11 protein-coding genes are annotated in these 14,740 nt (G+C 55.8%); 9 read left to right on the forward strand and 2 right to left on the reverse strand.

Annotated elements, in window-relative coordinates:
* Window positions 1-71: 71 nt before the first annotated feature.
* From DWV32_RS03850 to DWV32_RS03870, 5 genes are all read left to right on the forward strand, one after another.
* A complete protein-coding gene (locus tag DWV32_RS03850) occupies window positions 72-218 on the forward strand; it encodes a CD1871A family CXXC motif-containing protein (RefSeq protein ID WP_199408149.1) in 147 nt (48 codons plus the stop codon).
* On the forward strand, window positions 211-1,122 hold the full coding sequence (locus DWV32_RS03855) for a 4Fe-4S binding protein (RefSeq protein WP_117655538.1): 912 nt from the start codon (window positions 211-213) through the stop codon (window positions 1,120-1,122). Before DWV32_RS03850 ends, DWV32_RS03855 begins: the two co-directional genes overlap by 8 nt.
* Before the next feature lie 35 nt (window positions 1,123-1,157).
* A complete protein-coding gene (locus DWV32_RS03860; protein ID WP_117757256.1) occupies window positions 1,158-2,120 on the forward strand; it encodes a redoxin domain-containing protein in 963 nt (320 codons plus the stop codon).
* A gap of 227 nt (window positions 2,121-2,347) precedes the next feature.
* Window positions 2,348-5,602 carry an ABC transporter ATP-binding protein/permease gene (locus tag DWV32_RS03865; RefSeq protein WP_117757257.1) on the forward strand — a complete coding sequence of 1,085 codons (3,255 nt, stop codon included), beginning with the start codon at window positions 2,348-2,350 and terminating at the stop codon, window positions 5,600-5,602.
* A 365-nt stretch (window positions 5,603-5,967) separates the two neighbouring features.
* Window positions 5,968-7,248, forward strand: coding sequence for an MFS transporter (locus tag DWV32_RS03870; RefSeq protein WP_117757258.1), 1,281 nt, complete (start codon window positions 5,968-5,970; stop codon window positions 7,246-7,248).
* 136 nt (window positions 7,249-7,384) lie between these two features.
* Here the strand turns inward: DWV32_RS03870 and DWV32_RS03875 are convergent, their stop codons facing one another.
* The gene (locus tag DWV32_RS03875) at window positions 7,385-7,948 is read right to left on the reverse strand and encodes a TetR/AcrR family transcriptional regulator (protein WP_158566050.1); all 564 of its coding nucleotides are present in this window, start codon (window positions 7,946-7,948) and stop codon (window positions 7,385-7,387) included.
* A 239-nt stretch (window positions 7,949-8,187) separates the two neighbouring features.
* On the opposite strand from DWV32_RS03875, the gene DWV32_RS03880 reads away from it, so the two are divergent.
* From DWV32_RS03880 to DWV32_RS03890, 3 genes are all read left to right on the forward strand, one after another.
* Window positions 8,188-9,426 carry an agmatine/peptidylarginine deiminase gene (locus tag DWV32_RS03880; protein WP_117757260.1) on the forward strand — a complete coding sequence of 413 codons (1,239 nt, stop codon included), beginning with the start codon at window positions 8,188-8,190 and terminating at the stop codon, window positions 9,424-9,426.
* Between the two features lie 124 nt (window positions 9,427-9,550).
* Entirely contained in the window at window positions 9,551-10,615 is a 1,065-nt protein-coding gene (locus DWV32_RS03885; protein WP_117757261.1) for an ornithine carbamoyltransferase, read from the forward strand.
* An 11-nt stretch (window positions 10,616-10,626) separates the two neighbouring features.
* Window positions 10,627-11,892, forward strand: coding sequence for an MFS transporter (locus DWV32_RS03890; protein ID WP_117757262.1), 1,266 nt, complete (start codon window positions 10,627-10,629; stop codon window positions 11,890-11,892).
* Window positions 11,893-12,250: 358 nt separating this feature from the next.
* On the opposite strand, the gene DWV32_RS03895 is transcribed toward DWV32_RS03890, so the two are convergent.
* Window positions 12,251-13,384 carry a hypothetical protein gene (locus DWV32_RS03895; RefSeq protein ID WP_117757263.1) on the reverse strand — a complete coding sequence of 378 codons (1,134 nt, stop codon included), beginning with the start codon at window positions 13,382-13,384 and terminating at the stop codon, window positions 12,251-12,253.
* A 253-nt stretch (window positions 13,385-13,637) separates the two neighbouring features.
* Here DWV32_RS03895 and DWV32_RS03900 point away from each other — a divergent pair, with 253 nt between their 5' ends.
* Window positions 13,638-14,591: a tRNA-dihydrouridine synthase gene (locus DWV32_RS03900; RefSeq protein WP_117757317.1), complete on the forward strand. Its 954-nt coding sequence runs from the start codon at window positions 13,638-13,640 to the stop codon at window positions 14,589-14,591.
* The last annotated feature ends 149 nt before the right edge of the window (window positions 14,592-14,740 follow it).

A 14,740-nucleotide genomic window follows, 5' to 3' on the forward strand; every position in this document is an offset into this window, starting at 1 on the left:
TCATTCGCGCTTAACACGGATTTTATAGTCGGTATGGTCCAATGGGTCGCGAAACGAAAGGAGTGGTCAGATTGTTCAAAGCGATTAAACCTGTGGCGCAGGTGGCTTTGCTGATCGCAGGGATTGCCATGGTGTGCTTTGGCATCATGCGCGGCGAGGCAGACGCCGTATTGGCCAAGGCAATCAGGCTGTGCTTGGAGTGTATCGGAATTGGTTAAAAGAAAAAATACCGTATCGCATCTTTTGGCGCGATTTCGCGGATTGATTCAGGCAGCGGCGACGCTTGCGACCAATATTCACCTGCCCAACTTTGCCAAGGGCGGCATCTACCAGGGAGCGGGCAAAGCCGTCTGCGTGCCGGGTCTCAACTGCTACTCGTGTCCGGCGGCCTCGGGTGCGTGCCCCATCGGGTCGTTTCAGTCGGTGGTGGGATCGTCTAAGTTTAGCTTTTCGTATTACGTCACCGGAACGCTCATTCTGATCGGCGTGCTGCTGGGACGTTTTGTATGCGGCTTTTTGTGCCCGTTTGGATGGCTGCAAGAGCTTCTGCATAAGATTCCCAGCAAAAAGCTCTCCACGAAAAAGCTCAAGCCGCTCACGTACATCAAGTATGCCGTGCTGCTGTTTGCCGTGGTGCTGCTGCCCGTCTTGGTGGTAAACGATGTGGGCATGGGTGACCCGTTCTTTTGCAAGTACATCTGTCCGCAGGGCGTGCTCGAGGGCGCGATTCCGCTGTCCATCATGAACGTGGGAATCCGCTCCGCGCTGGGAAAGCTCTTTACCTGGAAGCTCGCGATCCTCATTGCGGTTACGGTGCTGAGCGTGCTGTTCTACCGCCCCTTCTGTAAATGGATTTGCCCCCTCGGCGCATTTTATGCACTCATGAACAAGGTGTCGTTGCTGGGAATTCGGGTCGATCATTGTAAATGCGTCTCGTGCGGCAAGTGCGCCAAGGTGTGCCAGATGGACGTGGACGTTACGCGTACGCCCGACCATGCCGAGTGCATTCGTTGCGGCAAATGCGTGGGCGCGTGCCCCGTCGATGCTATTAGCTTTCGCTACGGGCTGGGTGTGACGGGCGACAAACCCGCGCAGTCCACGCAAGCCTGCGAAAACAAATAGGTACCTATATAAGTTTCGATATAAACGGAGGAACTATGAAACTGTCAAAAATTGCGGCTCTGTTGATGCTGCCCGTGCTGGCGCTGACTCTCGCGGCGTGCTCTGCCCCCAAGGGCGACGCGAAGGGTGCTACGAGCGGCGATGCGCAGATTGCCGAGCTCATAGCGCAAAAGCCGTCGAGTGCCGAGGAGGCGGCCGAGCTGTACCAGCAGCTGCTGCAAAAGGAAAACGAGATCTTTGCGAGCGATAACGCCCTATGGGAAAAGGTGTTCCTTGCGGCCAACAAAGACACTCCCATGATTGAGGACGGCAAGAACTACGGTGACTTCTTGCTCGATACCATCGAGGGCGCCAAGGATCAGTTTGCGGCTGACGAGCTTAAGACGCTTAAGGCCGGCGCGCAGCAGGTCAAGGAGATCGAGGACAAGCTCATGGCGCTGGAGAAGGAGTTCCCCGGATGTGGCAGCACGCCCGGCGAGGGGGAGAGTGTTGATGCCTCGACCGCGGGCATGACCAACGGCGAGAGCGGGGAGACGAAGTTCCCCAGCTTTAAGGGCAAGGACTTGGACGGCAACGATGTAAACAGCGACGAGCTGTTCTCCAAGAACAAGGTCACCGTCATGAACTTCTGGTTTACCACCTGCAAGCCGTGCGTGGGAGAGCTGGGCGATCTGGAGAAGCTCAACAAGGAGCTTGCCGAGAAGGGCGGCCAGGTCGTGGGCGTTAATTCCTTTACGCTCGATGGCAACAAAGACGCGGTGGCCGATGCCAAGGACGTGCTTTCCAAGAAGGGCGTGACGTATAAGAACATCTGGTTTAAGTCGGACAGCGAGGCCGGAAAGTTCACCTCCAACCTGTACTCGTTCCCGACCACCTACGTGATCGACCAGAACGGTAACATTGTGGGAGAGCCGATCATGGGCGGCATCAACTCCGCTGAGCAGCGCGAGGCGCTCAACAAACTGATCGATCAGGCACTCGCGAAGAGCGAACAGTAAGTCCGAATGTGACAAAGGTGTGACAAAGTGACAGCCTCTTTGTCGCATCGGGGATGTTATATGCGGGATGGTGCGCCATGCGGCGTGCTGTCCCGTTCGTTTTTTGGCGCGGTTCGTTACATTCCTCACTGGTATCGGCCAAAAATGAGGATAGAGTAGGACAAACGCGCCGAACGTGAACGGCGGGGGAGCGGGCGAGCGCACCCGCGCGAGAGAGGTTGCCGTCCATGCTGGATCTCAGAGATATTTGCAAAAGGTACGTTACGCAGTCGTTTACGCAGGTAGCACTCGACAGCGTAAGCCTGTCTTTTCGCGATAACGAGTTTGTAGCCATCCTGGGTCCCTCGGGTTCGGGTAAAACTACGATGCTCAACGTCATTGGTGGACTCGACCATTTCGATTCCGGCGACCTGCTGATCGATGGCATCTCGACCAAGGACTTCAGCGACCGCGATTGGGACGCCTATCGTAACAATCGCATCGGCTTTGTGTTCCAGAGCTATAACCTCATTCCGCATCAGACCATTTTGGAAAACGTGGAGCTGGCGCTTACGCTCACGGGCGTGGGGCGTGCCGAGCGCCGCCAGCGTGCGCGCAAGGCGCTCGAGGCAGTTGGCCTGGGCGAGCACGTTGACAAGCGCCCGAGCCAGCTTTCGGGCGGGCAGATGCAGCGCGTCGCCATCGCCCGCGCCTTAATCAACGATCCCGAGATTGTGCTGGCTGACGAGCCGACCGGCGCCTTGGACTCAACGACATCCGTACAGGTCATGGATTTGCTCAAGGATGTTGCGCGCGATCGTTTGGTCATCATGGTCACGCACAATCCCGAGTTGGCATACAGGTACGCCACACGCATCGTCACCCTGGCGGACGGCAAGATCACCGACGATTCAGATCCCTTTGATGCTACCGAGGCCGCGCGTCGCGAGGCCAAGCCCACGCGCAAAACCTCGATGAGCTTTGTGACGGCGCTGGGGCTTTCTGCCCGAAACCTCATGACCAAGAAGGGCCGTACGGCCATGACTGCCTTTGCGGGTTCGATTGGCATTATTGGCATCGCAGCGATTCTGGCGCTGTCCAACGGCGTAAACGGCTACATCAAAAAGGTCGAGGAGGACACGCTCTCGAGCTACCCGCTTACGATTTCCAAACAAGATTATGACCTGTCATCCATGATGGGCGGGAATGGGACTGCGGATGAGGAGGCGTCCAAGGGCGAGGGCTCGTCTGACGGCGCCACCGGCGGCAAGGCTAAGGGAACCGATACGATTCCCGTGGTCACGGCCGTAAAGGATATGTTCGCAAGCGTTAAATCTAACGATATGACGAGCTTTAAGACATGGCTTGACGACGGCGGCAACGGTATCGACAAAGAGGTCAACGCTATCCAGTATGGTTACGGTGTGACGCCGGTTGTCTATCGTTTGAACGAGGGCGACGAGAAGCCCGTCCGGCTTGTCCCCAACGCTATGACCGAGGCCATGAGCGGAGGCGCGAGCTCGGCGGCAACGGTGAGCATGGAGTCCATGGGGACCTCGGTCTTTAACGAAATGATTGACGACCAGAGTCTGCTCGATAGCCAGTACGATGTCGTTGCCGGCCATTGGCCTACGTCCGCCAACGAGGCTGTGATGGTGCTTTCGAGCCGCGGCACAGTGGGCGACTACACGCTCTACAGCATCGGCGCGCTGGATATCGATGAGCTCAACGGCCTGGTTAACAGCGCCATGACGGCTGACGGCAGGGTCGAGACGCCCAAGAGCGGCACCGACTTTACCTACGACGATGCGCTGTCTACGACGTTTAAGGTGCTGTCGCCGGCAGATGCCTATCGCAAAAATGAAGAGACCGGCATGTGGACTGACATGTCTGGCGATGCCGACTTTATGGCGGCCAAGGTTGCCGACGGCATTGACGTGCGCATTGTGGGCGTGGTGCGACCCAACGAGACGGCCAACGCGAGCGCATTATCCCCGGGCATTGCCTATACGCATGCGCTGACATGCCAGCTTATGAAGCGCGCCGCCGATTCGCAGATCGTGCAGGAGCAGCTTGCCCACCCCGAGACGGATGTCTTTACGGGCAAAACCTTTGACGAGTTGCAAGGTGAGGCCAAGCAAGGCGTGGATCTGGGCAGTATGTTCAGTGTGGACGAGGCGGCGCTGAAGAGCGCGTTCTCGTTCGATGCATCTGCGCTCTCGGGCGCGGCGGGCGGTGTCGACCTTTCTGGTATCGATTTGTCCGGGCTGAACATTGACCTTTCGGGCGTTGGTAAGGACATCGACTTTAGTGACATCATGGCCAAAGCGCCGGCCCCCGATTTCTCGGGTATCTTTGACGGTCTGGAACTTGCGCCCGAGCAAATGAAGCAGGTGGGAACACTAGCCAACCAGCTGTTTGAGGGCTTTTTGCGGTCTGATCAGTTTAAGGAGCTGACACCCGATGATCTTAAGGACGCGTCAAAGCTTGCCGCCGCGTTCTCGACGTATCTTGAGAACGATACGGCAGCTCAGCAAATCCTGGCCCAGCTCAAAGCGCTCGGCGGCGATGCCCTGGCCGAGCGCCTGCGGCAGGCGATGACCGACTATGTGCAAAAGCAACTGGCTCCGTATCTGCAGCAGGCTATGGATCAGGTGATGAAGGCAATCAGCGAGCAAATAGCGTCGACGGTATCGTCCCAGCTCAAGGCGGGCGCGGCAGGGCTCATGGACCAGATGGCGACGCAGATGTCTTCGAGTTTTGCCAACCTGGCGAGTGCCATGCACGTGGATGCGAGTGCCTTTGCTCATGCTATCCACTTCAACATGGACGCCGAGGACCTGAGTTCGCTCATGATGAGCTATGCCAAGGCGTCGAAGCTCACCTACGATAACAATCTGACCACGCTGGGCTATGCGGATGAGGCAGACCCCATCTCGGTTAAGATTTTCCCGCGCGACTTTGAGGCCAAGGAGCGCGTGCTCGATCACATCGATGCGTACAACAAGCAGGTCAAAGCTGCCGGCCACGATGAACAGGCAATCTCGTACACCGACTACATGGGTATCATCATGGGTTCGGTGACCGACATCGTGAACACCATCAGCTTGGTGCTCATCGCATTCGTGAGCATCAGCTTGGTGGTGAGCTCCATCATGATCGGCATCATCACCTACATCAGCGTACTGGAGCGCAAAAAGGAGATTGGCATCCTGCGCGCGATCGGCGCGTCAAAGCGCAACGTGGCCAACGTATTCAATGCCGAGACCTTTATCGAGGGCCTCATTGCCGGCGTCTTTGCCATTGTCGTTGTGGTGCTCGTGAGCTTCCCGGTTAATGCCTGGGCGCTTGCTGCCAAACAGGTCCCCAATCTGATGAGCCTGCCCGTGCAGGATGCGCTGGCGCTCATTGCGATATCGGTGCTGCTGACGGTCGTCGCCGGCCTGCTGCCTGCCCGCAGCGCATCCAAAAAAGACCCCGTAGAAGCCCTACGCTCCGAATAATGTGACAAAGGGACAGTTCCTTTGTCACATTGAGTGGCTTGTAAATCGAGGTCTAATACTTTTCCCGAGAAGTGAACGAGTGAAAACGGGCCCCCGAAGTATCGGCGCTTTCGAGATGCAATTTCCTGCGGTTTTGCCAGTCAAATCCTGCGGGCTTGACGTCTAAAAATGTCGATGCTTCGGGGGTCCAAAAACGGTCGTTCACTTCTCGGGAAAAGTATTAGACCTCGATTTTGCAAGGGCCCAATTACCGTTCGGCACGTTAAGAACTCCCTTTCCCCGCTTAATGCTTGACGAAGAGTCCCCTGGTTTATATACCTATCGGTAGGCATATAGGATGTAATGCCGATAGAAATGGAGTGACCATGGCTCTCACCGTACCAGACGAAAAAGACCGTCCTCGCGAGAGCGGCGCATTTGCTTGGATTGTCGTTATTGCGCTCGGCTTAATGTCCGCCGGGACGACTGGCACATATAGCATTATTGCCGGCTCATTCGTTGCTCCAGTATGTGAAGACCTGGGCTTTGAGTACACCTCTTTCTCTTTCTATTTCACTGCGATTCTTCTTGGCCTTGCACTTGGACTTCCACTTTTGAGCCGTTTCATTCCAAAAGTAATAGGCAAACCGGTGCATATTTGCGTTGAACTCGTCCTTATTGCCGCCGGCGCCGCAATGGCGTTCTACACCGAAGTCTGGATGTTCATCGTCTCCGCTGCGGTGATCGGCATCTGCTTTTCATTCACAACGGGCGTCTGCATGTCCGATGTTATTGACCAATGGTTCAGTAAATCGTCCGGTCTTGCCATCGGCCTTGCTTGGGGCGTTAATTCTCTCTGTACGCTGTTGTTGAGCCCTGTCATTACGCTGGTTATCGAGCAACAAGGCTGGCGTACGGGATACATCGTACTTGCGGCCGTTTCTGCAGCTATGATTTTACCTGCGAGTGCATTTATCATTCGCCTTAAACCCTCTGATCGCAACATGCTTCCGTACGGAGAGACCGCCTCTGAAACCCATGAGAGACACAGCGTCGATGAGCGGGAAGATACCCTTTCGGGCATGGCACTACGTGATGCCACGAAAACGCCGTCTTTTATTCTCTGTGTCCTCCTGCTTTGCGTGGCGCAGCTCACCTGCTGCATGAACCAGTTGTTTCCGACCTATGCAAGCGAGGTCGGTTTCAATCCCATCGTAGGAAGCTTAATGGTTTCGGCAGCTTCGTTCTCCGACATCTTCCTAAATCCCTTCGTAGGCAAAACATGTGACAAGCTCGGCTCTATTAAAGCAACAGTCGCGTGGACAGGTGTCAGCATTTTTTCGTTCCTGCTTCTCATCATTGGCGGAAGCAATGAGACTGTTTCAATCATTGCAGCTGGCGTAAACGATGCCATGTTCGCCATTGTTGGAACCGCAATGCCGATGCTTCTCCTCTCGCTCTTTGGATCACGCGATTTTGGAAGGATCTATTCGATCGTTTGCTCAGCGGGCTATGTCGTCGGTGCTTTTGGAATGCCGGTCATGATGAAGGTTTACGGCATGGCAGGGTCATTCCAGGGAGTATTTATCTTCTGCATTGCCTGCAACCTTATGATTGCTGCGTTTGCTATCGTTTCCGGCTTTCTCAGTAAGGCTGCTGAAAAGTAATAAGCGCCGATTGCATCGGCATAGATTGCCACGCAACAGGGGTCGACTCCAAGCCAGACTGGAGTCGGCCCCTGTTTTCGTTTAAAGGTTGCCCGCAGGCACCATGTGTGCCAACATGCGTTTCAGCTTGGCTGGTCTATTTGAACATAAGCTCGACTATTCCCGCCCAAACCGCTTTTTCATCAATATCCTCACCTTGAGCGACCGTATTGCTCGCTCCCTCCAGAACGGTATAAAGAATTTGTACGTAGAGCATCACGTCGGCACTATCGGAAAACGCGCCAATCTCTACACCATGAAGAAGGATGTCTTTAAGCGCATCCATGGTTCGTTTGGTCGCCGTCGCTTGACGTTCCTGAACTGCAGGAATTCGATTTGCTTGAACGCTAACCTCGGCCAGCACGCGCCGGCGTTTTTCATCGCTTCGATAGCCACCTATAACTGAATTGCCGAGCTCGATAAGCGCGGCCTTGAATCCGTCCCTATCGACTATTAGCGAGTAGTCGCGCTGATAGTCAATGGCCGGAAACATGCTGTCCAAGAGCGTAGTGAAAATCTCCTCTTTAGAGGGAAAGTAGTAGTACACCGACGGCTTGGATATACCGACAAAGTCGCAAATCTTTCCGATAGACGCTTTGTCATAACCGACTTCTGCCACAAGATCGTACATTGCGTCCAATATTTTTTTTCTTGTGCTCACGCTGCATTTCTCCATTGCAAATCACTTCCGCACTACCAACATTATTAAGGATGGCAACGGAACATCAATTCGTGTCCAAACATGACCACTATATACGGTGAACGGTACGTATCAGTAGGCGAGCGGCAATTATTCAAAACTATCTACCGAACGGTAGGTATAGTAGTACTATAGCAGGTGAAACCCCGCTATTGTCGCGGCCGGACAGCATCGCGGGAAACCCGACGGAAGGACCAACCATGTACGAGAACTATCGTATGCCGGGCGAGTTCGAGAAGCGCTCCAACGTCTATGTGACATGGCTTCCCGATTACATCCGTGCAGAGGGCTACGATAACCGCCAGCCCTGCGTTGACGTGATCAAGGCTCTGCTCGAGTATGGCGACGTTACGGTCAACCTCAATTGCGGCACCCCCGGCTCCTATGAGGAGGCTTGCTCACGCCTGAAGGAGGAGGGGGTTGATCTCGATCGTATCGAGATCACGCAGTTCGAAGACTCCAACTTCTATGTCCGCGACAACGGCCCCAGCATCATGGTCGACGACAAAGGCCATTCTTATATGGTCAACCCTGCTTGGACCTATTACGGCGTGTGGGACAAGAACTCCCCGGAGTGCCAGTCCGCACGTAAGGCAGCCGTTCACATGGCGGTTGCGCTCGGTTGCTTCGATATCGTCAATTCCGAAATGGTTTCGGAGGGCGGCGATCGTGAGTTTGACGGTCACGGCACCCTGATCGCCATCGAGGACACGGAATGCCGTAAGCGCAATCCCGAGTTCACGAAAGATGAGGTAGAGGCCGAGTATAAGCGCATCTACAACCTCAACAAGGTTATCTGGCTTCCTCAGCCCATGCTTGAGGACGACGATTATCGACTGGGCATCCTCGACGAGAAGGAAGACGGAACCCCCGTCTTTGGCATGAGCTTTGCCGCTCACATCGATGAGATGTGTCGCTTTATCACTCCGAACAAGATTCTTCTTGCCGAGGTGTCCGATGAAGAGGCAGCCTCGAGCAAGGCTGGCGCAGAGTCTCGTCGCCGCATTGAGGCGGCCTACGAGATCCTGAGCAACGAAACGGACTGGGAGGGCAAGCCCTTCGAGATCGTTCGTATGCCCACCGCCGAGCCGATTGAAGTCGTTATCGCCCCTGGCGATGAGGATTACGAGCTCTATAAAGGCTTCATCGACGAAATGGGCGGCAAGTTTATGGATGGCACCCCCTGGCCCGAGGGCCCCGTCCACTTCTACGCTGCAGCGAGCTACTGCAACTTCCTGATCTGCAACGGCGTCGTTCTTGGCCAGCGTTATTACCACGAGGGCATGAGCGAGGTCGTGAAAGAGAAGGACGAGCAGGCCAAGGCGGTTCTTGAGAGCTGCTTCCCCGATCGCAAGGTCATCATGATTGATTCCCTCGCGCTTAACCTGTCCGGCGGCGGCGTGCACTGCTGGACTAAGGACGTGGCGGCCAGTCGTTAGTGAGCCTTAGAGCCTGCGCTCTTTGGCTTAGGCGCCACATGTACCGCTCCCCGAGGGATATCCGTGTTTCCTTCGGGGACACATTTAGCAATAATTTTGATAATAATTCGAAAGGAAAATAGGCATGAACAACAGCCTCCGCGGCCGCGACTACATCAACATCCATGATCTCTCCTCCGAGGATTTCCGCTATCTCATCGATCTTGCCTGGAACCTTAAGGCTCAGAAGAAGTCTGGTGTCGACCAGCGCTACTTCCCCGGCAAAAACGTCCTCGCCAACTTTGAGTGGGGCTCGACCCGTACTCGTTGCGCATTCGAGACCTCCTGCAACGATTTGGGCATGGGCTTCACTTATCTGACCAACTCCCACATGGGTGACTGCGAGACCGTCAAGGATGCCATGCGCGTCTTCAACGGCATGTATGATCTCATCGTCTACCGCGCACAGAAGGACGAGCAGTTCCTCTATGACGTCGCCGACCTGGTTGACATCCCGGTCATCAATGCCCTTACTCTCGGCGATCACCCGACTCAGATGCTCGCTGACGCTCTTACGATGGAAGAGCAATGGGGCGGTCTGCGTACGAGCCGCGGCAAGAAGATGGCTTTCGTTGGCAACTGCGCCGGCGCCCCGGTGTGGTATGGCCGTCTGTGCGCTATGCTCGACATGGACTTCCTCGCCATCGGTCCCGACGACCTCCGTCATCAGATGTGCAAGGAAATGGTCGAAGAGGTGGAGGCCTGCTACGCCAAGTACGCTCCCAATAGGACCTTTACCATCACCTCTGACCTCGATGCCTTGGATGGCGTTGACGTTATCGTTACCGAGGAGTGGCGCTACATCAACCCCGAGTGCGGCGAAGAGGTTCTGGATCCCGACGACTACAACTCCTGGCTGGGCGATGCCGAGTCTCTGTACCCCTATCGCGTCACCAGCGAGCTGTGCAAGCGCACCAACAATCCCGACATCTTCTGCATGCATGAGCTTCCTTCTGTCCACAACGCAGATCACCGTGTTGGCAAGATGCTCCTCGACCAGTGCAAGAACGACCTCCATCGCGAGATCATCACCGAGGGTTTCGAGATTGCCGACGAGTGCTTTGAGGCCAACGCTTCGGTCATCTTCCGTGAGGCAGAGAACCGTCAGCACACCATCAAGGCCGTTATGTGTGCCCTTCTAGGTCTCTAGGAGTTGTATCAATGGAAAATGCAAAGTTAAAGAGCAGCAAGGTCTACGCATGGGTTCTCGTAATCGCGCTTGGCCTCATGTCTGCTGGTACGACCGGATCCTATAGCGTAATCGCCGGCTCCTTCGTCGCGCCCGTGTGCGAGGAGTTCGGGTTTGACTATTCAATCTTCTCGTATTACTTCACCGCGACGCTCATCGGTCTTGCGGCGGCGCTTCCGTTTGTCGGAAAACTCATCCCCAAGGTTGTTGGCAAGGTTTGGCTCCCCGTCGTCGAGCTTATTCTGCTCGCCGCCGGCGCAGGCATGGCTTTCTACACCGAAGTTTGGATGTTCATCGCCGCTGGCGCCCTGATTGGCATTTGCTTCGCCTTCACCACCGGCGTCGCCATGTCCGACGTTATTGACCAGTGGTTCAAAAAATCTGGTGGCCTGGCAATTGGTCTTGCTTGGGCAGTGAACTCGATTTACATGCTCATCATGAGCCCCGTCATCACCTCTGTCATCGAGGCCGCTGGCTGGAGGACTGGTTATCTGGTGCTCGCTGGCGTCTCCGCCGTGCTCATTCTCCCCGCTTCCGTCCTGATTATCCGCTATAAGCCTCAGGACAAGGGCATGCTGCCCTATGGCTACGTCGAGGGCGAGACGGTCGCCGAGACCGAGGAGACGACCGAGGATAGCACGCGTGGCGTTAGCTATGCGCGCGCCATTAAGTCGCCTGCCTTCTTCTTCTGCATCGGCTTCCTCTGCCTCGTTCAGCTCACTTGCTGCATGAACCAGCTCTTCCCGACGTATGCTTCCGAGGTTGGTTTTAGCCCCATGGTGGGCGGCTTCATGGTATCCGCTGCATCGCTCTTCGATCTGTTCCTCAATCCGATCGTCGGCACCACTTGCGATAAGTTCGGCAGCACGAAGGCCATTCTGGGCTGGCTCGCTGTCTCCATCCTCTCCTTTGTCATGCTCATGATGAGCAGCGGCAACTCGACGCTCAGCATCTTCGCAGCAGGCGTGAACGACGTAATGTACGTCATCGCTGGCACTGCCCTGACCGTTTTGGTTATGGATGTCTTTGGCTCCCGCGATTTCGGTCGCATCTTCGCGCTGATCTGCTCCGTGGGCTATATCGTCGGCGCCTTTGGCATGCCCGTTATGATGAAGGTCTATGAGCTTGTCGGCTCCTTCCAGGGCGTCTTCATCTTCTGCATCGCATGCAACGTTATTATCGGCCTGTTCTTGCTGCTGGCAAAAAAGACTGGTAAGAACCTCTCCTGGGACGAATAGTCCGATTCGTCTTAGACATACGCTGTAGGGCTTAACCTGCAGCCGCTTTGGGGCATCGACTAACGTCGGTGCCCTTTTTCATCGAATGTGACAAAGGGACAGCCCCTTTGTCACATTGAGTGGCTTGTAAATCGAGGTCTAATGCTTTTCCCGAGAAGTGAACGAGTCAAAATGGACCCCCGAAGCATCGACACTTTTGGCGAGCAATTTCCTGCGGTTTTGCAGTCGAATCCTGCGGTTTTGATGCCTAAAAATGCCAATGCTTCGGGGGTCCAAAAACAGTCGTTCACTTCTCGGGAAAAGTATTAGACCTCGAGATATAGACGATGTTCGCGAGCGGCAATTAGAGCGTAAGCCTTTAGTTCTTTTTTGCAGAGAGCATGAGCCTAATTTCCGGATGGGTGTATTCGTCGAAATCTTCTGCGGCTTCGGTGTCAAAGGTGTAGTACGACTTGATAGATTCGTCCTCCGTCTTGATGCTGATTTCTTTATATAGGGATCCGGCTAAAAATGTCTGTTTAAAATCATCCGACAGGCTGCATGGCGTGAGGAGGCCCGGTGTGGCAACGGAAATGTCCAACCCGTTGAGCGGGGCGCAGAGCGTCGCGATGTCCTGCTCGGCGCGAGCGAGGTTGTCTGCAAGGCTTTCCTCGGGGTTGACCTGACTGGTGTAATCGACGTCCGTGAGCATGCCGTCTGCATCAAAAGAAAGGTAGACATAGGCTGCTTGAGCGCCAAGGTCATTGTCGCGCAGATAGCCGATAATGCGGTAGCCGTAGTCGTGATACGACTCGTATGGGTCGTCTGCCGCGACGCGTTCACACACGGGCTCCAGGGCATCTTGCGCGATGGCGAGCTGCTCGGCGACTGCAGCCTTTCTCGCCTGAAGCTCGTTATTTCCCTGGACAAACTGCGGGATGTAGACGCCAAGCAGCACAATGGCGGGCACCACTGCGAGAGCTATGGCCTGCTTCTTGACGCTTGGAATCGTCACGCCGTATGCGTTTGCCATGGCCTCGGCATTGCTCGAGGTCTCGGCTAGCACGTCTGCCGCGGTGGCAACTGCCCCTACGGCGCCGGCGACCTCCGCGGCGCCGCCCAGGTTGCGCGCGAGATCGTTATCACTGTTCTTGAGCAGGCGGCCGGCAGCTTGCGTGGCGAGCACGCCGGCGACCTCCGCGGAGCGGTCTTTGTTGGTTTGGGCTACCGCAAGCCTGCTCTGCAGCTCCTTCCACTGTTTGCCCTGCATTCCAAAGCGCGGCGCAAGAGCGCAATAGCAAAAGACGACGAGTTCGATTACGGTGAGTGCGATGGCGGTATATATGCCCGCGGGTTGGAATTCCTTTTGGTGGAACGCGATATCGTTGATCATTTGGAGCGGCAGCATGAGCAGACATGCTACGAACGACATGACGAGTGCGGTCGCTGCGATCTTGGGGTACGCACAGTACCGCTGAATGCGTTTCTTTTCACGTTCGGTGAGCTGATGCATGGGGGCCTCGACTCTCATCGTTTTTCGGGGGCGATGCGCACACGCTCTTGAGTATAGATGAGTGGGGGAGCTGCTGCGGGGCGGCCCTACTTGCTGTTCGTGGACACCGTTCACCTTCGTTGCACAGGGATGGTTGGAGGGCTGGTTGGCGTCAAGTAACCGCCTCCGCCTTGTGGGCCGCCTCGAGGACAAGGCATAATGCATGTGACAAAGGGGCAGTCCCTTTGCCACATTGATTTGAGAGTAGATGTTGATGATTCTATCGCTTGCCCCTATGGAGGGGATTACCGGGCATGTGTTCCGTCGCGTGCATGCGGAGTGCTTTGGCGCGCTCGACTGCTATTACACGCCGTTTTTGCCGCCGCCGCGGGTTGGCAACCGTTTTGGTGGCAAGGCGTTTAAAGAGGTCGACCCTGTCAATAACCAGGGGCTCAACGTGGTGCCCCAGCTCATGTCCAAGAATGCGGATGAGTTTGTGTGGGCGGCGCACGTGCTCGCCGACATGGGCTACCGCGAGGTCAATCTCAACCTGGGTTGTCCCTCGGGAACGGTCGTTGCCAAGGGCAAGGGCTCGGGTTTCTTGCGTAATCTCGACGAGCTCGAGGTGTTCTTGGGCGATGTGTGCGAGCGCTCGCCGTTACCGGTATCGGTAAAAACCAGGCTGGGGTTGGAGCGCGATGACGAGTATGAGCGTGTGCTCGATCTGTATTGCCGCATGCCGCTGGCAGAGCTGATTGTGCATCCGCGCGTGCAAAAGGACCGCTATACGGGCTCGCCGCGCAAGGAGTTTTACGGCGAGACGCTGGAACGTGCGCCGTTTCCGGTGGCATACAACGGCGACATTTTTGATCTTGAGGATATGGACGCGCTGGTGGAGGCCTATCCCGGCACGCGCCATGTGATGCTGGGGCGTGGCCTGCTCGCGAACCCCGCTCTGGCTCGTATGGTCAACGGCGGTCCTGCTGCCACGGCAGCCGAACTGCAGCGTTTCCACGACGCGCTATTCGCGGCCTATGCAGAAGAGATTGGTGGCAACGCGGTCTTTCGCATGAAGGAGTGGTGGTTCTACGCCAAGTGCGCTTTCGCCGACCCCGCTACCGTTCACAAGCTCGTACGCAAGACCAAAAAGGTCGACGAATACCGCGCCGCCGTTGATCGTGTCTTTCGCGAACAGTCACTCGCGCCCATAGCCTGTTTCCACGGCTAGCTAGTCATCGGGGACGTTCTTTAACGACTAGCTATTTAAGAACGTCCCCGATGACTATGTTCCCAACGACTATGTTGCAAAAAGCTGTACACCAGCATCCAAAGATGTCGAAAAATGTCGACTTTGGATGCTGGCGTACTTGTTTGGGC

Source organism: Collinsella sp. AF04-24 (assembly GCF_003465685.1).
In the GTDB taxonomy this organism is placed as follows: domain Bacteria; phylum Actinomycetota; class Coriobacteriia; order Coriobacteriales; family Coriobacteriaceae; genus Collinsella; species Collinsella aerofaciens_AP.